At 56.5% G+C, this 22,941-nt stretch carries 17 protein-coding genes; 10 read left to right on the top strand and 7 right to left on the bottom strand.

Translation table 11 applies throughout. From position 1 onward, the window contains the following. Positions 1 to 83: 83 nt before the first annotated feature. From ACTNE6_RS15200 to ACTNE6_RS15190, 3 genes are all read left to right on the top strand, one after another. Complete coding sequence (locus tag ACTNE6_RS15200; protein ID WP_442497337.1) at positions 84 to 293, top strand: hypothetical protein; 210 nt, start codon at positions 84 to 86, stop codon at positions 291 to 293. A gap of 179 nt (positions 294 to 472) precedes the next feature. Then, positions 473 to 1,330, top strand: coding sequence for a DUF2092 domain-containing protein (locus ACTNE6_RS15195; protein ID WP_442497336.1), 858 nt, complete (start codon positions 473 to 475; stop codon positions 1,328 to 1,330). Further along, positions 1,327 to 2,031 carry a hypothetical protein gene (locus ACTNE6_RS15190; protein WP_442497335.1) on the top strand — a complete coding sequence of 235 codons (705 nt, stop codon included), beginning with the start codon at positions 1,327 to 1,329 and terminating at the stop codon, positions 2,029 to 2,031. Before ACTNE6_RS15195 ends, ACTNE6_RS15190 begins: the two co-directional genes overlap by 4 nt. A gap of 292 nt (positions 2,032 to 2,323) precedes the next feature. Here the strand turns inward: ACTNE6_RS15190 and ACTNE6_RS15185 are convergent, their stop codons facing one another. The 7 genes from ACTNE6_RS15185 to ACTNE6_RS15155 all read right to left on the bottom strand — a co-directional run bounded on the left by ACTNE6_RS15185 (position 2,324) and on the right by ACTNE6_RS15155 (position 9,736). After that, a complete protein-coding gene (locus ACTNE6_RS15185; RefSeq protein WP_442497334.1) occupies positions 2,324 to 4,135 on the bottom strand; it encodes a V-type ATP synthase subunit A in 1,812 nt (603 codons plus the stop codon). Continuing rightward, positions 4,125 to 4,787: a DUF2764 family protein gene (locus ACTNE6_RS15180; protein ID WP_442497333.1), complete on the bottom strand. Its 663-nt coding sequence runs from the start codon at positions 4,785 to 4,787 to the stop codon at positions 4,125 to 4,127. Before ACTNE6_RS15180 ends, ACTNE6_RS15185 begins: the two co-directional genes overlap by 11 nt. Before the next feature lie 14 nt (positions 4,788 to 4,801). Beyond that, complete coding sequence (locus ACTNE6_RS15175; RefSeq protein WP_442497332.1) at positions 4,802 to 5,461, bottom strand: hypothetical protein; 660 nt, start codon at positions 5,459 to 5,461, stop codon at positions 4,802 to 4,804. 17 nt (positions 5,462 to 5,478) lie between these two features. After that, entirely contained in the window at positions 5,479 to 5,925 is a 447-nt protein-coding gene (locus ACTNE6_RS15170; RefSeq protein WP_194972078.1) for an ATP synthase subunit C, read from the bottom strand. 65 nt (positions 5,926 to 5,990) lie between these two features. Then, the gene (locus ACTNE6_RS15165) at positions 5,991 to 7,763 is read right to left on the bottom strand and encodes a V-type ATP synthase subunit I (RefSeq protein ID WP_442497331.1); all 1,773 of its coding nucleotides are present in this window, start codon (positions 7,761 to 7,763) and stop codon (positions 5,991 to 5,993) included. Then, the gene (locus ACTNE6_RS15160) at positions 7,760 to 8,386 is read right to left on the bottom strand and encodes a V-type ATP synthase subunit D (RefSeq protein WP_442497330.1); all 627 of its coding nucleotides are present in this window, start codon (positions 8,384 to 8,386) and stop codon (positions 7,760 to 7,762) included. The genes ACTNE6_RS15165 and ACTNE6_RS15160 overlap by 4 nt, the downstream gene beginning before the upstream one ends. Positions 8,387 to 8,392: 6 nt before the next feature. Further along, on the bottom strand, positions 8,393 to 9,736 hold the full coding sequence (locus ACTNE6_RS15155; protein WP_442497329.1) for a V-type ATP synthase subunit B: 1,344 nt from the start codon (positions 9,734 to 9,736) through the stop codon (positions 8,393 to 8,395). 319 nt (positions 9,737 to 10,055) lie between these two features. Here ACTNE6_RS15155 and ACTNE6_RS15150 point away from each other — a divergent pair, with 319 nt between their 5' ends. The 7 genes from ACTNE6_RS15150 to ACTNE6_RS15120 all read left to right on the top strand — a co-directional run bounded on the left by ACTNE6_RS15150 (position 10,056) and on the right by ACTNE6_RS15120 (position 22,940). Further along, positions 10,056 to 11,960, top strand: a complete 1,905-nt coding sequence (locus ACTNE6_RS15150) for a DUF3300 domain-containing protein (protein WP_442497328.1) — start codon at positions 10,056 to 10,058, stop codon at positions 11,958 to 11,960. Positions 11,961 to 12,126: 166 nt separating this feature from the next. Next, complete coding sequence (locus ACTNE6_RS15145) at positions 12,127 to 13,035, top strand: DUF2950 domain-containing protein (RefSeq protein ID WP_442497327.1); 909 nt, start codon at positions 12,127 to 12,129, stop codon at positions 13,033 to 13,035. 18 nt (positions 13,036 to 13,053) lie between these two features. Continuing rightward, positions 13,054 to 14,136, top strand: coding sequence for a cysteine peptidase family C39 domain-containing protein (locus ACTNE6_RS15140; RefSeq protein ID WP_442497326.1), 1,083 nt, complete (start codon positions 13,054 to 13,056; stop codon positions 14,134 to 14,136). Between the two features lie 194 nt (positions 14,137 to 14,330). Next, positions 14,331 to 15,464, top strand: a complete 1,134-nt coding sequence (locus tag ACTNE6_RS15135) for an efflux RND transporter periplasmic adaptor subunit (protein WP_442497325.1) — start codon at positions 14,331 to 14,333, stop codon at positions 15,462 to 15,464. An 86-nt stretch (positions 15,465 to 15,550) separates the two neighbouring features. Beyond that, positions 15,551 to 18,745, top strand: a complete 3,195-nt coding sequence (locus tag ACTNE6_RS15130; RefSeq protein WP_442497324.1) for an efflux RND transporter permease subunit — start codon at positions 15,551 to 15,553, stop codon at positions 18,743 to 18,745. Then, complete coding sequence (locus tag ACTNE6_RS15125; RefSeq protein WP_442499703.1) at positions 18,745 to 20,388, top strand: efflux transporter outer membrane subunit; 1,644 nt, start codon at positions 18,745 to 18,747, stop codon at positions 20,386 to 20,388. The genes ACTNE6_RS15130 and ACTNE6_RS15125 overlap by 1 nt, the downstream gene beginning before the upstream one ends. A gap of 164 nt (positions 20,389 to 20,552) precedes the next feature. After that, positions 20,553 to 22,940: a phosphoketolase family protein gene (locus tag ACTNE6_RS15120; protein ID WP_442499702.1), complete on the top strand. Its 2,388-nt coding sequence runs from the start codon at positions 20,553 to 20,555 to the stop codon at positions 22,938 to 22,940. Position 22,941 lies beyond the last annotated feature (1 nt).

Below are 22,941 nucleotides of genomic sequence, written 5' to 3'. Positions count from 1 at the left end.
ACCAGAATCATTGCCATGCATGGGCTGTGTAGCAGTCCGATTTCGATCCCGCCAATCCACCGGCTCAGTCATCGAGCCGAGCCGTGGCGCTACCGGAAAATACGCCCTCCATGGGCAGCGTATGGAGAGCGGCTGCCGGGGCTGCCATCGGGCGTAACTGCAGGCTGGATAGATTGTGCGTTCAAGGAGTGGAACCAGCAAAAAAAGCCGAGACGGCGAGCCCTCCCGGCCTCGACAACTATAATCGGGCCATGGCCTCCTGCCTGGAAGCATTAGGGCATACCGTGGAATAGCCAATTCGGGACTTGTGGTCTGCGATGATTCCATCTGGACAATATAAGTCCATGGGAGCTTGCTGCATCGGAACACCAGTAGCAGTACGGTATCAATGGTCAAAAGGAGGAACGGGAATAAAGCAGAAAAACCATGATCATAACGACATTTCAACCCTTATCATTGAAGGAGGGCGTTCATGAAGACGACACGACATCCGGAAATACGCATGGCGCTGTGCGTGGTACTTTTGGCGATAATAGCGGGCTGTGCGCAGGAGCGGGCAGCGACACGCCCTGAACCGTCGGCAGCCCGGACACCGGGAACGCAAGCTGTGGCAGAGTCGGCGGACGCTAGAGGTATTCTGATGCGTATGGCCGAGTTTCTGGCCAATACTCCACAGTACAGTGTGAACATCCAGGACAATTACGATGTAGTCCAGGAGTCCGGCCAGAAAATCGAATTCGGGGAGAGACGGAAGGTCACACTGAGCCGTCCTAACGGGCTGCGCATCGAAGCGGACCATAGCAATGGCGATAAACATCTCGTCCAGTACGATGGCAAGGATATCACGGTGTTCAATCCGACCTTGAACATCTATGCGCAAGTTACAAAGCCCGGCGGAATCGACGAGGCGGTCATGTATTTCCTGAGAGATCTCCACATGCGATTGCCGCTTGCCATGCTCTTGACCAGCCGTTTGCCGAGCGAACTCGAAAAAAGAACCCAAGCGCTTGACTATGTGGAGAGAACCGAAATCCAAGGGTCGCCGGCCCATCACCTGGCCGGACAAACCGAGACGGTGGATTATCAGGTCTGGATCGCGGAGGGCTCCCAGCCGTTGCCGCTACGCGTGGTGTTGACTTACAAGAACGAGGAAGGTCAACCTCAGTTCCGGGCGCAGTTTTCCGATTGGAATCTGGCGCCTGAGATCGATAATTCCCAATTCGCGTTCACTCCACCCGAAGGGGCACAGAAGATCGCCTTTGTGGCGCAGTTGCCCCAACCCACGTCTCAGGGGGCAACACCCTCAGAGCAAACCGGAGGACAGAAATGAATACTAAACCTTCAGTGATTGTTACGGCCGTTATAGCGGCATTCATTTTCCTGATGGGAACCGTTGATGATGTATCCGCCCGCGGAATTGGGGGCGGAGGAGGCTTCTCCCGAAGCGGGACTGCGGCCAGTGGCAGCTTCTCGGCCGGAGCGGGACGCGCCCAAGGCAGCGGGGTTTCCCGTCAGGCTTATTCCGGTTCGGCGGCACAACATCAGCAGAATCGACAACAATACGGACAACAAGCGCAACAGAGTCGACAGCAATACGGACAACAGGCGCAGCAGAGCCGGCAGCAATACGGTCAACAAACGCAACAGAGTCGGCAAGCGCAGCAGCAACAAGCGCAGCAAAGCCGGCAACAGGCCGCGCAGTCCTATTACCCTCCCGGCTCCCGTCCACCACCAGCCGGCTATTCTTATGACGAGGACAACTGGGATGATGGCGAAGTCGCGGCCGTGGCGGTCGGCGCCGCAGCGGTGGGTGCCATTGCGGGCCATGCGACGGGCGAGTCATCGTCTTCTACCGAACCATCCACGACGGTGGTCCAGACCGCACCCCCACCTTCAGGGGCCGCGAGCCCACCCTGCGCCGCCAGTCCCACAGTCGTTGGAGGGGTGACTTATTATCAGTGCGGATCCACCTGGTATACCCAGGCTTACGGCAGCGGCGGCGTCGTTTATATGCCCGTGCCTCCACCCTGATATCAGGTCATCAATGCAAATGCAGGGTGATATTGCCTTACCCGCAGAAGAAAACTGAAATTTTTAACCGCGTGACTGGCACGAGGCAATTTCCCTAACCCTATTTTTTATAGTCATCGCAATTAATCTGTCACTGGAGGATTGTCATGAGAGGGCTTAACCTTACTGTGCCAAGTTTATTTGCCCTGATCATTCTGCTTGGATACGCATCCAACACTGGCGTCGCTGCATGCCAGCCATAACATGGACAAAAAAATTGACCGACCCGATCGCATCATTGTCCATGAATTATTTACGGCATGAGGTGGGGTGATTGATATTGCCCGGCAAGCTGCTCGATTTCCGTCATGTATCGTTCGTAATCCGGCGAATCCGCACGGCTGTAGTTCCAGTTTTTATAAAGCCCGGTAATTCGGGTAAAGAAATCGCGCGCGGCATCTTTATCCTGAAATTTAAATTCGGCCGTCAACAGCTTTTTCAATAAGCGAAAACTGGCTAACTGTCGCTCGCGCGGCATGTTGGCATCCACTTCGTCAAAGGCGTCCTGCTGCAGATAGGCCATGTCTAAAAGCACCGATTTTTGCCATTCGATGAAGTCTTCCAAGGAAATGCCTTCTTCGCCAGTAACCTGCATGACCTGATAAATGCCGTCGCCGCGCTCCAATAAAGCCATCATGTCTTTAACGTCGCTAATCCATTGCGGGTCAAGTTCGCTCTTGAACCATGGCGCCAGTTGATCCAGATACCGCGACCACGACAGCAGTGGATCAATGGCCGGATAAAAGCGTTTATAGGCGCGGTCGGCGGACAAACCCAGAAACGTTTTGACCGTGCCCAAAGTGGATTGCGTGACGGGTTCCTCGAAATTGCCGCCCGCCGGGGAAACGGTACCGATCAGTGTCAGCGTGCCGGTGCTACCGTCGGCGCAACGGATGACACCGGCGCGTTCATATAGATTTTTAATGGCCGAATCGAGATAAGCTGGAAACGCTTCCTCGCCCGGAATTTCCTCCATCCTGCCTGATGTTTCGCGCATTGCCTGTGCCCAGCGCGACGTTGAATCGGCGATGAGCAGGACGTGATAGCCCATTTGCCGGAAATATTCCCCTAGGGTGATGCCGGTATAGATGGAGGCTTCACGCGCCGCAACCGGCATTGAAGACGTGTTGCAGATAATGATCGTCCGGTCCATCAACGTCCCTCCGGTGCGGGGATCGGCCGTTTCGGGATATTCGTGAATGGTCTCGACGACCTCGCCGGCTCGCTCGCCGCAAGCGACGATAATCACGATATCGACGCTGGAGTAACGCGCGATCAGGCTTTGCAGGACCGTTTTACCGGCGCCGAATGGCCCCGGAATACAGCCGGTGCCGCCTTGGGCGATGGGAAAAAAGGTATCGATGATGCGGGTTGCCGTAGTCAGCGGTATGGCCGGAAACTGCCGTTCGATATAGCGCTTGCGCAGCAGGTTTTCCGGGATAGGCCGCCGGATCGGCCAGCGCTGGGCCAGGGTTAATTCCCGCTCCTCTCCGGCAGGCGTTTGATAGCGCGCGACAACCTCATCGATGCTGTAACTGTCGCTGCGGAGCCAGGTTACCTTGACCGGTTCCGCTTCATTGAAAGGAATCATGATCTTGTGCTTGAAGGGCCCTTCCGGTACCGATCCCAGGACGCCGCCGGGCGGCAATGTGACGCCAATTTCTATCGCCGGCGTGAACTGCCATTTTTTATCGGGGTCCAGCGGCGAAATCGAAACGCCGCGCGGCAGGAAAAAGCCGTATTTTTCTGCCAGCACATGCAAAGGATTCAACAAGCCGTCGAAAACCTGCCCAAGCAGGCCGGGGCCCAGGGTGGCCGACAGCATTTCGCCGGACAGTTCCACCCGGTCGCCGACCCGCACGCCGCGGGTGTCCTCGAATACCTGCATGTCTGCGGTCCGCCCGCGAACCCGGAGAATTTCGGCCTTGAGCCGTTCATCGCCTACGTGCACATAACCGACTTCGTTTTTCATCACGTCGGCAGATTCATCGAACTCGATCAATATCAAGCTTTCCTTGACGCCAATCACGGTCGCAAAGACGGCGCCGGTTTTTTCACTGGACATGTTTAACCTCATCGATCAATTTTTTGAAGTGGTGTTTCGCGGTATCGGCATCGCGAAGCAGCCAGGCTTGCAGGATATCCCACTGAAACACATAGGCGACGATCGGTTCAAAACCGAAAGGATTGGTATCAGCCAGGCGCGACAGGTGTCGCCATACGACCTCCATCAATAAGCGGTCCAGAGCGACGGCATCGGCAGCGGCTATAAGGCGGTCGGCTTCGAGCAGCCACGGATAGACGTGGCTCAGATGGAAATCGGGGACATCCCAGTTCGCTTCGATCCGTCTGACATGGCTGCCCATGCCCCAGATTTCAGCGCCGGGGGGGATTCGCTGGGCTTGCCTGATGCGTAACGCGGCAAGCAGCGTTTGCATATCCAGACGGTATTCCACGAATTCCCGTAACACCGGTTCACTGATGTCCTGAAGGCTGCGGTTTATCCGCTCGATGGCTTTGGCGCCGCTGCCGAACTGGGCGGTCGACGATGGCCGCCAGCCCACCAGTCTTTCGGCCAGATAGATTTGCCGGGTTTCGCTCTCGTCAAGCATGCGCAGGCGCTGTTCCAGGCGCAAGCGGGTCAGCGGCAAGCGCTCGGCATCGGCAAAGTAGGGCAGGTGCGGCAGACTCGCGACGACGGTATAGTAATCCTTCATAATCCGGTCAGCCTCTACTCGATGCCCGCCAATATGGCTTGTAAACGCGGGGACAGGCGCTCTGCCAGCATTTTGGCGATCGCCTTGTCAGATAAGTCGATTTCCAGCTGTTCGTTGACCAGACGCACTTTCGCGCCACCCGAGATGCTGCTGTCCGGCCGCAGTTCAACACCTTGGCGCAGCATGTCGCTGGATAAACTCAATATGACCTGTTTGCCCAAATCCCGAAGCTTTGGATCGGATTGCCCGGCCAATACGGCTTCGGAGAGCATAATTTGAATGTCTTTATCCTTGATGAACTCGTCTACGCTATGACCGGCCAAAACTAAAACCAGATTCTTGAGCAACTCCTGGTCTTGCGTAGCGGTTGTCACCAGGCGGCGCACAAAGCCTTCGAAGGCCGTGGACACCAGATTTTTCAGTTGCAGTACGGTATCGCGCGCGGAAAGTTTCAAGGCTTCCGATGCCGCGGCGCGCTCGGCTTCAATTTCCGAAGTCGTCTCGGCGCGCATCTGGTCGGTCTCTTTTTTCGCATCGCTGATGAGTTGCGCCGCTTTGGCTTCCGCTTCTGCGAGAATGCGCGCGGCATCCTCTCTGGCTTTCTGTACGCCCTGATCGCGGATTCTGTCGATTAACGCCTGTACACTGGTAGTGTCGCTGATATTTTCCGACATAATTTGCCCCCGTCAGCTTATTTGGGAATGCCGCCGGACAGCACCAGCGCAAAGACGAATGAGAACACCGAAAAACCTTCCACCAACGCGGCCGGCGCCAGGGAAATGCCGAAAACCTCCAGTTTGTTTTTCGAGGCATTGATGGCCGCAGCACAGGTGCTGCCTTGAGCAAAGGCGCTAATCATCAAAGCCAGTCCGGTGAGGATGCCTATGCCGAAAATGCCGGGCGAATTGTCGATGGTCAGATCGCGCCTGAGCGCCATGGTGACGACAATACCGTAGATAGTCTGGGAGGAAGGCATCGCGGCGACACCGATAAACCGGCCGTATCCGCTTTCCAGATCCAACAGTGCGCCGCAAGCCGCCATGCCGGCGCGGGCACAACCGATCCCGCTGCCGATTGCGCCCAAAGCCAGCGGAGCGAACATGCCCAGCCAGCCTAATGATATGATGATTGAATCCACTGCGAACCTCCTGTCGTCTAAAAGTTACAGAGAAAACCGAAGTAGTCTTGTCGTGTGCTATGGTCTCATCTCTCGTTGCGGCGGAAAGGCTTGAACTGCCATCCTTCCTCCTTCAATCCCCAATTAAAAAACTCAATAACGTTAAGTCGCAAACCGTGAATGACGGCGCTCGCCAGTCCCAGTACGAGATTGACCGTATGACCCAGCAGCAGTACCAGGAAACCGAAAACAATGCCTACCCCCGGCATGGCGTCATAGATGCTTGTGGTCATGCGGTTAAATTCCAGCGCCAGGGCGCCACTGGCGAGACCCAGTGCGAATAAGCGCAGATAGCTGAGCACGTCGCCGAAAGCGCCGGTCACTTTGGTCAGGCCGAGAAGGCCTTTCAGCAGTCGGCTCAAAGGCTTATCGTAAGGCGCCGCAAACAGCAGCACCAGGAGTGCGCCCGCTCCGGCGAGCAGCACTGACAGCGGTTTCAGAACACCAGGCGCATAAGCCGTAGAAATCAGGAAAACCAGCCCGGCCGTGACGACGCAGGCCCAGCCGACCGATTCGAGCCCTTCTATAAGGTTCTTATGTCGCATCGCATCCATCGAGGCTCCCAAAATGACATGTATGCAGCCGATAAAGACTGAAATGGCCATCATCAGGTTGGTATTGCTCATGTCCAATACATGCAGCGCCGCCAGCGGCGTACCGCTAGGCGGCGCGACGCCGAAATAGCTGCCGATCAGCATTCCGTAAAGCAGCGAAAAGCCAATGATGGCCAGGCACAAAGGCCGGAAGCGTCTTCCTGCCCGCGAAGCGCCCATCTTGCGCCAAAAGAAGAGCAGCAGAATGCCCAGCAGCAGCGCATAGCCGGCATCGGCCAGGATCATCGCGAAAAACAGCGCGAAAGAGATGAACACGACCGGTGAAGGGTCCCAGGTACGGTAACCCGGCGTCATGTAGAAATTGACCAGATCCTCGCCGGCCGAAAGCCAGGACGGATTCTCCAGATAAGTCGGCGGGTTTTCCTCCGGCTCTGCTTCCCGGCTATCGATATGCACCCGGTGGCGGCGCGCATGATCGGTCAGCTGCGGGAGGTGATCCTGCGGCACCCAGCCGCGCAACCCGAACATTTCATGGCGCGTGTAAGTCTGATTCAGCGCGGCTGTCAATGCGGCTTGATCTTCCAGGGTGGCGATATTGTCTTTGAGTAATGCGTACCAGCGGGTCAGATAGGCGCGTTCCGCCTGCACGTCCTCGATGGCCAGTTCCACGTCTTCAAGCTGCGCCTCCAAAACATGCCGGGGCTGGTAGCCGATATGCGTGCGATTGACGGGCATGCCTTCAGGTTCGTTTTCGGAAATGACCACAACATAATTATTACGGTTATCCTTTTTGACGATCTCATAGGGCAACCCCAGTTCCGCCACTCTGGGCATATCGCGGTGCGGCACCACATAGAACCAGAAGCGGAGATTGCCCATTTCAGGCAGCGGCGAAAAAGCGAAATCGCCCCACGGACGCATGTCCTGAATGCGCTTGATCAAAAAATCGCGCTCATCGGTGAGTTCCAGCAATCGCCGCCGGACATCGAGCGTCTTGCCTTCGATTTCCAAGGCATCGAAACGGCTGATGTCCCGGCTTTGCCGCCTTCGATGCGGATATTCGCGCAGAAATTGCAGCGCTTCCCGCGCTCCCCCGCTAGGGCCGACGGCGGTGGCAGGCGTCTCGGATTCCGGGGCCAGCGGTTCGATATGCAGACAGCCCAGATTCTGTAAATCCTGCAGCAAGCGTTCCCGGTCTTCCGTCAAGCCGACAAAAGTGACCTTGTTCAGACGGGCTATGCTCATTCCGCCGGGCCCTCCGTTAGCACGTCCCGCTCCTTCAATTGTTTCGATTTGGCGAGTTTCGAAGTGACCACGGCGGCGCGTTCGGCTTCACCCAGATATATCCGGATGCGTTGAATATTGCTATGCGCGGTCGGAATCAGAATTTTTTCGAACAGATTGACGCGTTGGGTCACCCGGCGCAACTGCACGCGCAGAATCTCCAGCCGCTGGCCGGCAATTTCAGCGCGCAGCCGGCTGGTGATGGCATCCTTCAAGCGCTGCACCAGTATGTCGATCCAGGGCGGCGTGATCAAAGGCGAGTATTCCGCGATCCGGCAGTCGAGCGATTCCAGCACCGGCAGCCTCACACCTACGACATTTTGTTCGCCTAACCGGTAACCGGTTACCTCGACCAAGTCCCGCAAACGCAGGCTTTCGTCAGCCAGCATCGGCAATTCCTGGCCGATGCGTGTTTCCAGCGCTTCGCTGGCGGACAGCGCTTCAGTGTATTCATTCTGGGCCTTCTGCGCTTCCATCGTCAGTTGCCGGCGTTTCAAATCGAGCGAAGGCAGCAGGCGCTTGTACAGCTTTAACTGTTCCTGCTGCTGATGCAATGCCTGCTTGCTGAGTTTCAACTTGGCCATGGAGGACTACTCCCGGTTCGTTGCGGAAACCTGCTGCGGGAAATATTTGTCGACCAGATTCTTTTTCATCAGCAGTTCCTCGGGCGTGAAACATTCCGCCAGCGTCTGCCAGCATAAATCCAGCGCATCGATGACGCCCAGGGAAACACTGATGTCCATGAAGCGTTCCTTAAACAGCCTGCCGAACTTCAATAACTTGTGATCCAAAGGCGACAATTCGAAAGCCATTGCCTGCTTCTTTTGCGCTTCGACGGCGCCGGAATAAAAACGGATCATGGTGTTCATGATCTGGCTGTGGTCTTCGCGCGTCGCCTTGCCGACGACGTGCTGCTTCAGGCGCGACAGGGAGCCGAACGGATCGATAATGCCGTCGTGCAGATAAAACTGGCCTTCTGTGATATAGCCGGTATTGTCCGGCACGGGATGCGTCACATCGTCGCCCGGCATGGTGGTGACGGTCAGGATGGTCAGCGAGCCGGCGCCTTTGAAATCGCAGGCCTTCTCATAGCGCTGCGCGAACTGCGTGTACAGATCGCCCATGTAGCCGCGCACGGCCGGAATGCGTTCCTGAGCCACGCCCAACTCTTTCATCGCATCGGCATAGGCGGTCATGTCGGTCAATAACACCAGCACGCGCTTGTTTTCATCCACCGCCATTTTCTCGGCCACCGCCAACGCCATGTCCGGTATCATCAGGCGCTCGACCAGGGGATCGGACGCCTGATTGACGAACATGACGGTACGGTGGAATACGCCGTGAGTTTCGAAAGACGTGCGGAAGAAATGATAATCGTCGAAAATCAATCCCATGCCGCCGAATACCAGCACGTCGGCGTTGGCCTGAAAGCCGATGCGCGCCAGCAGTTCGTTATAGGGTTCGCCGGCAACCGAGAAAATAGGGATCTTTTGGCTTTCAACCAGACAATTGAACAAATCGATCATCGGCACCCGGGTCTCGATCATATGCGACGGCATGACGCGCATGGCCGGATTGACGGTCGGCCCGGCCACCGGAATGCGCGGATCTGCAGTCAGGTCCGGGCCGCCGTCGATGGGTTCGCCGGAACCGCGGAAAATCCGTCCTAAAATATTCGGAGAATACACGACGTCCAGGCTGCGTCCGAGAAACGTAACCGTCGCGCCGGTCGATAAACCTTTGCCGCCGGCAAACACTTGCAGGCTGACAATGTCACGGTCTAAATCGACGACTTTCGCCAGGGATGTCTCGCCGTCCGTGTTTTCAACGCTGGCCATTTCGCCGAAAGTCCGTCCCGTGGCACGCACTCTCACGGTATCACCGACGATCTCCAGAAGGCGGGTATGGCGGGTAAGATTCTGAATCTGATTCATCACATAGCTCCAAACGAGTACCGGAGAACGATGTTGATAAAGGGCAGAGATTCCATTTCTTGCCTTCACACATTCATGCAACAAGGCATGCACTGAATCATTTCCCTCAAACCGCGCAGGAAAGATGCTAGTGAGAACGCTACGCCGACAGAAAGTTTCCGAATCACCGGAAAAGTCAAGATTTCGCATCAACTCCGTATTTGATTGCGCGTGGATAGGTCCATGCGAACTTTTTCTTAAACTGAGCATCTATTTCGTTATTAATGCTGCGAATTTAATGCGTATCCTTCATCATTCAGTGACAACCAGGGTATTTGTTATGACCTCGAAGCAAGTAAATACCAACCATCGCCGCCAAGGCCATAGAATATTGCTCCGAGCGGTATTGCTAATCCTTGCCATGCACGCAGTCGGGTGCGACAAAGAGGAACAACAGGAAGCTAAAACGGCGGCACAAGGCCCTTCTTCCGAAGCACCACCATCCAAAACCGAATCTCCCGGCACTCCGCCTTCGTCCATCGCTGAAAAAACGCCCACCATGCCACCGCCAGGAACGCCACCTTTAACGGGCTTGGAATCGCTAGTGGCGCCGATCGCCCTCTATCCCGATCCACTGCTGGCGGAAGTGCTGGTCGCCGCCACGTATCCGCTGGAAGTGGTGCAGGCGGCCCGCTGGCTCGAAACCAAGCCGGATCCGGCGACTGTACGCGACAAAAACTGGGATGCCAGCGTTGTCCGTCTGACGGCAGTTCCCTCAGTCATTGCGATGATGAACAAGCATCTGGACTGGACCACTCAGTTAGGCGATGCCTTCTTGTCGAACCCTTCGGAGTTGATGGATGCGGTCCAGGCACTACGCAAGCGAGCCTCCGATGCCGGATTTTTAAAGGATTCCGAACAACAAAAGGTGGAAGCCAAGGCCGTATCGCTCTCCGAACCGGCCGAAGGACCAGAAGCCAAGGTGACACCAGCCGTTGTGACCAAGGAAGTGATCACCATCGAACCGGCAAAGGCCGATACCCTGTCGGTCCCGAGTTACAACTCCGAGGCGGTGTATGGGGCACCGCTTGCGCCACCGCCGGCAACGACGACGGGTTATGCCGCGGGAGCGGCGCCAAGCTATTATCCGGCCTATTACCCGCCTGCCACAACCACTACAACTACCACCACTTCTTCTTCCAGTGATCAATGGATCAACTTCGGGACTGGCGCGGTTGTCGGCGGGCTGTTGACTTGGGGCATTATGGAATGGGCCGACGATGACTGGGACGATTACCATGTTTCGCATTATTATGGCGATGCCGTATGCCATGGAGGGAATTGCTGGCATGGCGGCGGGGGAGGCGCTTATGGCGGCCGGTATGGCAATGTGAACGTAGACCGGGGCGACATCAATCGTGATGTCAACATTTCCGGCAATGAAATCAATATTAACCGGGAAAGCACTTTCAAGTCGGACCAACTGACGGCCTTGAAAGACCAATCCAACCGTTGGCGGCCGGATGCGCGCCATCGCCGAGGACAGCCTTATCCGCAGGCGGCACAGCAGCGTCTGGGGCGTCTGCAGCAACCGGCCCTGGCCGGAAGCCGGCTGAGCGGCGCCGAGAACCTTCCGGCGGAAATGCGCGGATACGGCAACAAGCAGGCGGCACAACTGGCTGCGCAACCCCGTCCTTCCAGCAGTGAAATCCAGCAGCGGCTGGCTACAAAACCCGGCAAGCCCCCCCCGCCAAGCAAAGCCGAGGCTCGGAAGCGCCCATTACCCAAAAGCAGTGAAAGCGCCTTGGCAGACTTACGCGCAAGCGGGCAACGCGTCAAGGCCGAGAGCAGGCGAGGCGCATCAAGCGTAAACTCCCGATCGACGGAAGTCCGCAAGTCCACCGGCAAGCAAGGCGCTGGCATTAGCCGTCAGCGACCTGAAAGAACGTTGGCAGAAAGTCGCAGACCGTTGCAACAGGGGGGACAAAGATCGGCCTACGATACCCAAAGATTCCAAAACCGACGGAATCAGGAAGTCCAACGCTCCCGATTGCAACAACGCCGGGAAGCCTCGCGCCCGAGTGCATTTGAAAGCGTTCGAGACCGCGGCCGTTCCCGCGATTTCAGCAGCCGCGGCAATGCCAGCCGCGTGAGCGCCCAGTCCAGCAGACAAATCGGAGCCTCTGGCGGCGGCCGCGCTGCAGGTGGAGGCGCTGCGCGAACCCGCGGGGGAGGCCGGCGATGAACGGGTGCCGATATAACATTGTTTTGCATTATTCGGATGCGATGCGCAGGCAAGCCGGTTGTTTTTTCAGCGTGCACCTGTCATCGACCTTTAATCATGCGAGGATTCAATCGTGATATCTTTCAAGCTCCGTCATACCTTTTCTGCATGTTTATTTGCAACGTTAGTGCTTTTCTTAAGTGCCGTATCCGCTGCCGACTCCGCAGCTGAAGCCGCGGGGCAAAGTTTCGCATCGCCTGAAGAAGCGCTCAAAGCCCTGGTCAATGCCGCACGTGACGGTAGCAGCGAAAAAATCTCCGCTATTTTCGGGAGCAAATACGCACAACTTTTCTCATCGGGTGACCCAACGGAAGATAAGAACAATCGAGCGGACTTTCTCAACATGGCCGAAGAGAAATCGTCCGTTGAAATGGAAGGTGCGGACAGGGCCATCCTGCATTTCGGCAAGGACGCCTGGGCGTTCCCGGTGCCGGTAGCAAAGCATGGCGAGCAATGGCAATTCGATGCCGCGCAAGGTGAAAAAGAAATTCTCAATCGCCGCATCGGCCGCAACGAGTTGCAAGCGCTGAGCGTAATACAGGCTTATGTAGAAGCCCAGGTCGAGTACGCAGCCAGTGACCGCGACGGCGATGAAGTATCCGAGTTCGCCGTTAAATTGCGCAGCGAGCCGGGCAAATACGACGGACTGTTTTGGGAAGCGGCGCCCGGTCAGCCTGAAAGCCCGCTGGGTCCGCTCGTGGCTCAAGCCAAAGCGGAAGGCTACAGCACAAAAAGCGCTGCCGGTGAGCCAACCCCTTACCATGGCTATCTGTACAAAATTCTCACGCAACAGGGCGGTCATGCACCGGGCGGAAAATACAATTACGTCATAAACGGCAATATGATCGCAGGCTTCGGCCTTGTGGCATTTCCCGCAGTATACGGTTCCTCGGGAATCATGACATTCATAGTCAATCACCAAGGCAAAATTTACCAGAAAAACCTGGGACCGCAGACGGCGAAAACGGCAATGGCAATGAAGCGCTATGACCCGGATGCGTCATGGCAGCTCGTGGACACAAACCCGGCCAAGTGAACTACTAAGGTGCCCATCATGAAACGATTCGAGCTTCTCAAGCAAACCCGCCAGAGTACCGAGTATTCCTGCGGCGCTTCAGCGCTTCAGACAGTATTGGGCTATTGGGGCTGGGAAGTTGATGAAGCGGAGCTGATGCAACTTTTGCACACGACTCCGGAAACCGGTACTTATCCGGAAGATATTGTGCGGGTCGCCCGCTCCTTGAGATTCGAAGCCGAGATAAAAGAAAATCTCACTTTAGAGGAAATCGAGCAAGCCACAGCAGTCGGCAATCCCGTGATCATTCTGGGACAAGCCTGGCGAAGCCGCCAGGATTCGGATAAGTCCGCAGTGGACGACTGGGAAAACGGCCATTATTTCGTAGCGCTCGCAATCGATCAGGATTACCTGTACTTTGAAGATCCTTATGTGTGGATGGGCAAAGGCTTCATGCCCCTGCAGGCCTTTGAGGATCATTGGCACAATGTCATGGGCGGCGATCTTGAAAAGTCCCCGAAACAAAACCGGCTGGGGATATTCATTCGCGGCGAGAGGCCGGCGAAACCGCAAAAATTGCAGGATATCGATTTGTCTGCGCTGGATTTCGGAAAAATCGGCTCTTTGAATCTGATCGTGACCCAGTTCGAAGGCGCACTTTTGCCGTACGACTTTGTTAACGAACTGCGCGATCTCTGGGAGACCGGGGTTCTCAGACCGGACGCCTTTATTTTTCTGAGAAAAGACCAGGAAGGCAAAGTATCCGCGATGGAAGGCGGGCGTCTTCAGGAAGGAGAGGATGTGATGGAAATCAATGTGCTGGTTGCTGCTCTCGCTGGTCTCGAGCTAGAAGGCCCTGGTGCGGTCCGCGCCAAAGCGGAGTCTGCAATCGAAGCAGCCGCAGAAGGCGACTTTGGCCTTGCGGTCAAAGATATTCACAAAATAGCGGCGAGGCTTCCTGATGGCCACTCAGCGGTTATCGTATTTTTTGAGAATCGTTGGGAAAGAAAATTTAAACAGATCGCCGGCAAGTATAACGGCACAGTAATAGCCCAAAAGATTGTACCTTCAGCAAGTTTTGACGAACTGGTCAAGGGACCGGCTAAAGTCGGCAGATCTTAACATGGGAAGATGCCTTGTCCTTCAGCCTGTGTAGGCTGGGTTGGAGCTTTAGCTGAAACCCAGCATGGGCGGCCGAAATGTTGGGTTTATCAACCCAGCCTACCGCTCAGTAAATTGAGAGCGATGAGTTGCTGTGTGCGCTTCGGATAGGGGATGACGGCAGTTAGATAATCAATGCTGGATAAGGAGTCTGAATGATTTTGCAATTAATACGAAAGAGCTCAAAAGCGGCAGTGGGCATCATGCTATGTATGGCCTGCGGGGCATTGTTTTCTGCCTGCGGGAAGAATGAAGAGCCCGTCAAAACCGTCGAGCCGATCCGTCCGGTAAAACTGATGAAGGTCAGCGGTTCGCTGGCGGGAAAAACCCGGAAACTGCCCGGCACGGTGCGCGCTTCCGACCGAGCGGATTTAGCGTTTCAGGTGCCTGGCACATTGATTGAACTTCCGGTTAAAGAAGGCCAAAAAGTCAAGAAAGGCACTCTCGTCGCGCGCCTCGATCCCCGGGACTATGAAACCAATCTGCGCAACGCGGAAGGCGTGCTGGCAAAAGCTCAAGCGGCGCTTGTCTATGCCACTGCTGAACACCGGCGTTATGTCAAAGTTAAAGAAACCGACCCCGGCGCGGTGAGCGATTCGATGGTGGCGCTGAAACTCGCGGCTGAAAAGGTCGAACGCGCTAATCTGCAATCCGCGAAAGCTTCAGTTGCCACGGCCAGGGATCAATTGGAATATACCCGTTTGAAGGCGCCTTTCGATGGCTTGATCGCTCAAAAGTACGTCGACAACTATCAGGAAGTGCAGGCCAAGCAGGCGATACTGAGCCTGCAGAACGTGACCGACGTGGAAGTGCTGATGGACGTGCCGGAACTGATGATTGCGCCGATCCGTAAAGCAAAACCGCATTTTTATGCCGAATTCGCCGCCGATCCCAGCCGTCGTTTCGATTTGGAGGTGAAGGAATTTGCCACGCAAGCCGACCCCGCTACACAAACCTACCGCGTGGTACTGGTGATGCCGGCGCCTGCCGGCATCCGCATTCTGCCGGGCATGACGGTCAATGTCGGGATCGAATTTGCCGAGGATGTCGAAGCGGGCACGGAAATGATCGTGCCGGCCATTGCCGTATTCGCCGACGACGCAGGCCGGCCACAAGTCTGGGTTGTCGATCCGCAAACCAGGCAAGTCCATCGCCGCGCCGTAACAACCGGCGAGTTGACCGGAAGCGACAGCATTCGCATCGTAAGCGGACTGAACGCGGACGAAACCATTGCCGTCAGCGGCGTCAGCAAACTGCGCGAAGGCCAAACGGTTCGGGCGCTCAAATAACTGTCATCGCATTAAGAGGCGGCAGCCTGCCGGAAAATTGAATTATGCGGCTCATTCTAATTGTTAGTTAGACAAGAGGACTCAAAATGAATTTGGCGGAATGGAGCATACAAAAAAGTATCATCACCTGGGTGATGATCGTGCTTATTTTGGTAGTTGGCTGGAAATCCTATGAATCCCTGAGCCGCCTGGAGGACCCCGAATTCACAATCAAGGAAGCCGTCATATCGACGCCCTATCCGGGCGGTTCAGCGGCGGAAGTGGAAGAAGAGGTCACCAACGTGATCGAAAAAGCCGCACAGGAAATGGGTCAGCTGGAAAAGGTTGAATCGCATTCGTACCGCGATCTTTCGATCGTAAAAGTCAAAATGAAGGACCAATATGACAAATACTCGTTGCCGCAGGTATGGGACGAACTACGCCGCAAGGTTAACGATGCGCAGGGAAAACTGCCGCCCAAGGCAGGCCCTTCGCTGGTCAACGACGATTTTGGCGATGTGTACGGCATTTACCTGGCGATCACTGGCGAGGGCTACAGTTACAAGGAACTATACGAATACGCCAAATATCTGCAAAAAGAATTGCTCAAAGCGACCGATGTGAAGCGCGTCGTTCTTTACGGGGAGCAAAAGGAAGCGATTTACGTGGAAATGCGCCGCGAAAAAATGGCGCAGCTCGGCATATCGCCGCATGATATTTACAACACCTTGCAGGCGAAAAACGTTGTGGCGAGCGCCAGCAACCTCAGCCTGGGGCAGGAATTCATTCCCATCAATCCAACCGGCGAATACAAATCGGAACAGGAATTCGGCGATTTGCTCATTACCTCGCGCGGACCGAAATCCCAGAGCCTGATTTATCTGCGCGATGTGGCCGACATCAGGCGCGGCTATCGCGAGCCGCCTGCGACAATGCTGCGCTTTGACGGACAGCCCGCCGTCGGGCTGGGCATATCGACCGTGCTCGGCGGCAACGTCATCGTCATGGCCGATTCGCTGGAACAGCGCTTGAAAGAACTCGAATCGATGCGTCCGGTGGGTGTGGAAATCCATATTATTTCCCACCAGGCCCAATCGGTAATGGTCGCTTTGAGCGGCTTCATCGTCAACCTGATCGAGGCGGTGGCCATTGTGATTGGCGTGCTGCTGATATTCATGGGGTTGCGTAGCGGCCTGATTCTTGGTTTGGTGTTGCTGGTGACCATTATGGGCACGTTCATTGTGATGCATATGCTTGATATCACGCTTGAACGCATTTCCCTGGGCGCGTTGATTATTGCCCTAGGGATGCTGGTGGATTGCGCCATCGTGGTGACCGACGGCATGCGCATGCGCATGGCCCAAGGGCAAAACGGCTATGATGCAGCGCGCGATGTCGTCGGCCAGAATGCGCTGCCGATGCTGGGCGGCACCGCCGTGGCGATCATCGCCTTTGCCGCAATCGGCACTTCCCAGGATTCCACCGGCGAATACTGCCGCAGCTTGTTTTCGGTCATCCTGATCTCGCTTTCCTTGAGCTGGCTGACTTCGGTGACCTGTACGCCGCTGTTGTGCAAGGTATTTCTCAAAACCGGCGCGCCCGCTGCCGGTGACAGCGTCGACCCTTATTCGGTCGGGTTCTATGCCCAATACCAGCGTTTTCTGAAATTCTGCCTGCGTTTCCGCTGGATTGTGGTGGGCATCGTAGTGGCGCTGTTTGTCGTGGCGTTATTGGGATTCAGTTTCGTCAAGAAAAGCTTTTTTCCGGACTCCACCCGTCCGCAATTCTATGTCGACCTGTGGTTTCCCGAAGGCACGGACATCCATGAAACCGATCGGCGCGTTCAGCAGGCCATGCAGCTCATCAAGAAACACGAAGGCGTCACCCATCTCACCAGTCAGTTGGGAGGCGGGCAGGTGCGTTTTTTGCTGACTTATACGCCGGAACACAATTACCGGAGCTTCGGCCAGATTCTGGTGGATGTCGACGATTACACCCGCATCGCCGCGCTGGCTCCGCAGGTACAGGAGGAACTCGAAGCATCCTTTCCCGACGCCGTCGTCAACACGCGGCTGTTCATTTTAGGCCCGTCGACCGGCGGCAAGATCCAGCTGCGTATCTATGGTCCGAACGCCGAGGAACTGCGTCGTATGGGAGACCAGGCCGAAGCTGTCCTTTTAGCGGAACCGACCGCCAAGGCGGTGCGCAGCGAATGGCGGGACAAGGTCAAAGTACTGCGGCCGCAATTATCTGAATCCCAGGCAAGACGGGCCGGCATCGACCGGCCGGAAGTAGCCGATGCGCTGACAATGGCATTCGAGGGCAAAAAGGTGGGCGTTTACCGCGAGCAGGATGAACTGATTCCGCTGATGGCACGCGCGCCATCGGCTGAAAGCGCCGATCTGGACAGTCTGGCGGCCGTACAGATCTGGAGCCCGGCCGCGCGGACGATGATTCCGATGGGGCAGGTGGTCTCCGATTTTCCGCTTGAGTTCGAAGATGCCCATGTCTGGCGCTGGGACCGGCGAAAAATGCTGCGCATTCATGCCGATCCGCGTGAAGGATTGCCCAGTGAGGTCTTCGCCAGGGTTAAAGCGAAAATCGAACAAGCCCTGGACGTGGATGTAGCCGCAGCGCTTGGCAAACCCGCTGATGAACCGATTGAGGAATTCGATTCATCCACACTGAAAGTCGGCGATAACGATCTTTGGCCGCTCAAGAACAAGCCGGGCTACTACATGGCCTGGGGCGGCGAGGCCGAAGATTCCTCGCGTGCCAATTCGCGTCTGGCCAGCTCGATACCGGTGTTTTTCGGCTTGATGGTGCTGACGGTGCTGGTGCTGTTCAATTCCATCAAACAGACCCTGATCATATGGCTGACAGTGCCGCTGGCCATCATCGGCGTCACCCTCGGGTTGCTGGTTTTTAACCAGCCGTTCGGCTTTATGGCGCTGCTGGGGTTAATGAGCCTTTCGGGCATGATCATCAAGGCGTCCATCGTGTTGATCGACGAGATCAACGTGCAGCTCGCCCAAGGCGCGGCGCCGTTCCAGGCGGTGATGCGTTCCGGTGTCAGCCGTCTGATCCCGGTCACCATGTCGTCCGGCACCACCATGCTGGGCATGATCCCGTTGTTCACGGACGCCTTCTTTATCGCCATGGCGGTGACTATCGTTTTCGGACTGGGCTTTGCCACTTTGCTGGTGTTGATCGTGGTGCCGGTGCTGTACGCCATTTTTTATAAGGTGGAAGTAGACGAAGCGCAAACCGGACATCGCGATCTGGGCGGAGAGAAGGTGTGATGATCAAACAAGGCAAGAAGCGAGGCGGTATGCAACCCAATTTCAGCGCTATTCGCGCCCTTCATGGCGTGGCGGGAATTACTGCGGTACTGCTGATGAATGCCGGCTGCACCCTGGTCGGGCCGGATTATGCCAAGCCTGAAGCCGCCGTGGAAAACAACTGGATCAACCAATCTGATCCCCGGCTCAGCCGGCGTGCAGCGGAACTGGGCAATTGGTGGAAAGTGTTCAAGGACACGGATCTGGACCGGCTGGTCGGGGAAGCGCGGCAACAGAATTTGACGCTGCAGTCGGCTGGCGTGCGCATTCTGGAAGCGCGGGCGCAGTTGGGCATTGCCACGGGTTTTGAATATCCCCAAACGCAGCAACTGAACGGCGATTTGAGCTACCAGCAAATCAGCGCCCACGCACCTAACACGACCCGCATCATCGACCGCAATTTCGGCGTCGCCAGCATAGGCTTCGATGTCGCCTGGGAGCTCGATCTGTGGGGCAAATTCCGCCGCGGCGTGGAAGCAAGCCAAGCCAATCTGGACGCCTCGATCGCGGGTTTCGATGACGCGTTGGTATCGCTCACTGCCGAGGTGGCGCGTACCTATGTGTTGCTGCGCACCACTGAGGCCCGCATCCAGGTTGCCCGCGACAACGTGAAAATACAGCAACGCACCTTGGAGATTGCCGATACACTGTTTGCCGGAGGATTGATCACCGAACTCGATTACCTCCAGGCAAAAAGCCTGCTGAACAGCACCCTGGCCACCATTCCGCCGCTGGAAGCCAGCGCGCGTCAGGCGAAAAACGCCTTGAGCGTATTGCTCGGCCAGCCGCCGGGGCGCATAGACGCTTATCTGGCGCATGCCCGCCCGGTGCCTGCCGCACCGATGACGGTTGCGGTAGGCGTGCCCGCCGACTTGTTGCGCCGGCGTCCCGATATCCGCCTCGCCGAACGTCAGCTTGCAACGCAAAGCGCGCTGATCGGCGTAGCCAAAGCCGATCTTTATCCGCATTTCTCGCTGCTCGGCTCGATCAATCTGCGCGCCAGCGACGCCGCGCTGACTTTTGCCTCGGCCGGCGGCAGCGAGCTTAGCGATTTGTTCAACGCCAAGAGCTTCGAATACTTCATCGGGCCTAGCTTAAGCTGGGACATTTTCAATTACGGCCGCATCACCAACCAGGTGCGCGTTGAGGATGCCCGTTTCCAGCAATTGATCGCCGATTACCGCAATACGGTCCTCAATGCCGCCAAGGAAGCGGAAGACGCCACGATCGCTTTCCTCAAGGCGCAGGAACAGCGCGATGAATTGCAACAAACCTATGAGGCGGCCAGACGCTCGACCGAATTATCGTTGTATCAATACCGGGAAGGATTGGTGGATTATCAGCGCGTTCTGGACTCGCAGCGCAGTCTGCTTGCCTCGCAGGAATCGCTGGTGCGTATTTACGGCGATATCGCCGCCAACCTGATTGCGCTTTATAAAGCCATGGGCGGCGGCTGGGAAACCCGGCAGGAGAAAGATTTTGTGGTCGAGCCTATCAAGCGGCAAATGCGTGACCGGACCGATTGGGGCGATATTATCGAGCCAGGGCAGCTTGATTTGCCGCCCAAGGAAAAAGATAAACGCTGGCGCGCGCCGGATTGGTAAGCGTGGGCCGGCTGAGGAACTTGGCAAATAGGCATACAGTCACAAAAGAGATTTTGAGGACGAATTGCTAGTTGCTATCCACTCGGCATGCGAGCGTACTACAGTCCTATCGCTCATGTCGGCGCCACGATAATCCTGACAATCAGACTGTGAGGAGAAAAATGATGAGCGATACCAGCCAAAATCCGCAGACCCCTCTGAGCGACGAAGAACTCGGCAAAATGGATGCTTGGTGGCGGGCATGTAATTACCTCTCCGTCGGCATGATCTACCTCAAGGATAACCCGTTGCTCAGAGAGCCGCTCACCGCCGAGCATGTGAAACACCGGTTGCTGGGGCACTGGGGGGCGAGCCCGGCGCTGTCTTTCGTCTGGGCGCATCTCAACCGGCTGATCAAGCGCGACGACCTTAACGTGATCTTCATGGCGGGCCCGGGCCATGGCGCGCCGGGCGTTTTAGGACCGACCTATCTCGAAGGCACTTATTCCGAGGTCTATCCCGACAAAAGCGAAGATATCGATGGCATGCGCAAGTTCTTCAAGCAATTTTCCTTTCCGGGACACATCGGTTCCCACGTCACGCCGGAAACACCCGGCTCGATACATGAAGGCGGCGAGCTGGGTTACAGTGTTTCACATGCCTACGGCGCCGCCTATGATAACCCTGATCTGATTGTCGCCTGCGTGGTCGGGGACGGCGAAGCGGAAACCGGACCGCTAGCCACGGCCTGGCATTCCAACAAGTTTATCAATCCGGTCCGCGACGGTGCAGTGTTGCCCATCCTCAACCTGAACGGCTATAAGATCGCCAATCCGACGATCCTGGCTCGTATCAGCCCTAAGGAACTGGAAGCGCTGTTTGTGGGTTACGGTTACAAGCCTTATTTTGTCGAAGGATCGGACCCCTCTGAGATGCATCAGAAGATGGCGGCTACCCTGGATGAAGCGATCGCCGAAATCCGCGCTATCCAGCAGCAAGCGCGGGAGACAGGCGATGCCGAACGCCCGTTCTGGCCGATGATTGTGCTGCGCAGTCCCAAGGGCTGGACCGGACCCAAGGAAATCGACGGCCACAAGGCGGAAGGTTTCTGGCGTTCGCATCAGGTGCCGTTCTCGGATGTGATCGGCAATCCCTCCCATCTGAAGCTGCTGGAAGACTGGATGAAGAGCTACAAGCCCGAGGAGCTTTTTGATGACGGCGGCCGGCTGCGCCCCGAACTGCGCGCTATTTCCCCGCAGGGCCCGCGGCGCATAAGTGCCAATCCCCATGCCAACGGCGGGTTGCTGCGCAAGGAGCTGAAATTGCCGGATTTTCGTGACTACGCTGTCAGTGTGCCGCAGAGCGGTTCCAGCGAGTACGAGAATACCAAGCCTCTCGGCGAATTCCTGCGCGACGTGATGAAAATGAACCCGAACAATTTCCGTGTGTTCGGTCCGGACGAGACGGCTTCCAACCGTTTGCAGGCGTTATACGAGGTGAGCAAGAAAACCTGGATGGCTGACCTGTTGCCGGAGGATGCCGACGGCGGCGAACTCAGCCGCGACGGGCGGGTCATGGAGATGCTTTCGGAACACACGCTGATCGGCTGGCAGGAGGGCTATCTGCTCTCCGGGCGGCATGGCTTCTTCCATACCTATGAAGCCTTCGCTCACGTGGTCGATTCGATGTTCAACCAGCACGCCAAATGGCTGGATATCAGTAAGAACCACGTGCCATGGCGCGCCTCGGTGTCATCGCAGACCATTCTGTTGTCTTCCACTGTGTGGCGGCAGGATCACAACGGTTTCTCCCACCAAGATCCCGGTTTTATCGACCTGGTGACCAATAAGAGCCCGTCAGTCACGCGCATCTACCTGCCGCCGGACGCCAACACGCTGCTGGTGGTGGCGGACCAGTGCCTGCGTTCCACTGACTGCATCAACGTCATCGTCGCCGACAAGCAGAAGCACTTGCAGTTTCTGACCATTGACGAGGCGATCATCCATTGCGCCAAAGGTATCGGCATTGCACAACGGGCCAGCAACGATGCGGGCGTGGAGCCGGACGTGGTGATGGCCAGTTGTGGCGATGTGGCGACAATGGAAGCGCTGGCAGCCACTGCTATCCTGCGCGAACGGCTGCCTGACCTGAAGGTGCGTTTCGTCAACGTGGTCGATCTGTTCAAGCTGCAGCCGGCCTTGGAGCATCCTCACGGTTCCACCGAGCGGGAGTTCGACAGCCTGTTCACCACCAACAAGCCCATCATCTTCAATTTCCACGGTTATCCCTGGCTCATCCACAAGCTGGCCTACCGCTTCAAGAACCACGCGAATCTGCACGTGCGCGGCTACAAGGAGAAGGGTAACATCAATACGCCCATGGAACTGGCCATCCTCAACGAAGTGGACCGCTTCCATCTGGTCATCGACGCCATCGACCGGGTGCCGGGGCTTGCCGCGAAGGCCGCGCATCTGAAGGAGGAAATGAAGAACGAGATAATCCTGAATCTGAATTACGCTCACGAGCATGGCACCGACCGTGAGGAAATCACCAGCTGGAAGTGGCCTTATTGAG

Origin of the sequence: Methylobacter sp. sgz302048, from assembly GCF_052162025.1 — a bacterium.
Taxonomy (GTDB): domain Bacteria; phylum Pseudomonadota; class Gammaproteobacteria; order Methylococcales; family Methylomonadaceae; genus Methylobacter.
The sequence above is the reverse complement of the archived record's forward strand: the minus strand, read 5'-3'. Positions and strand labels throughout refer to the sequence as shown.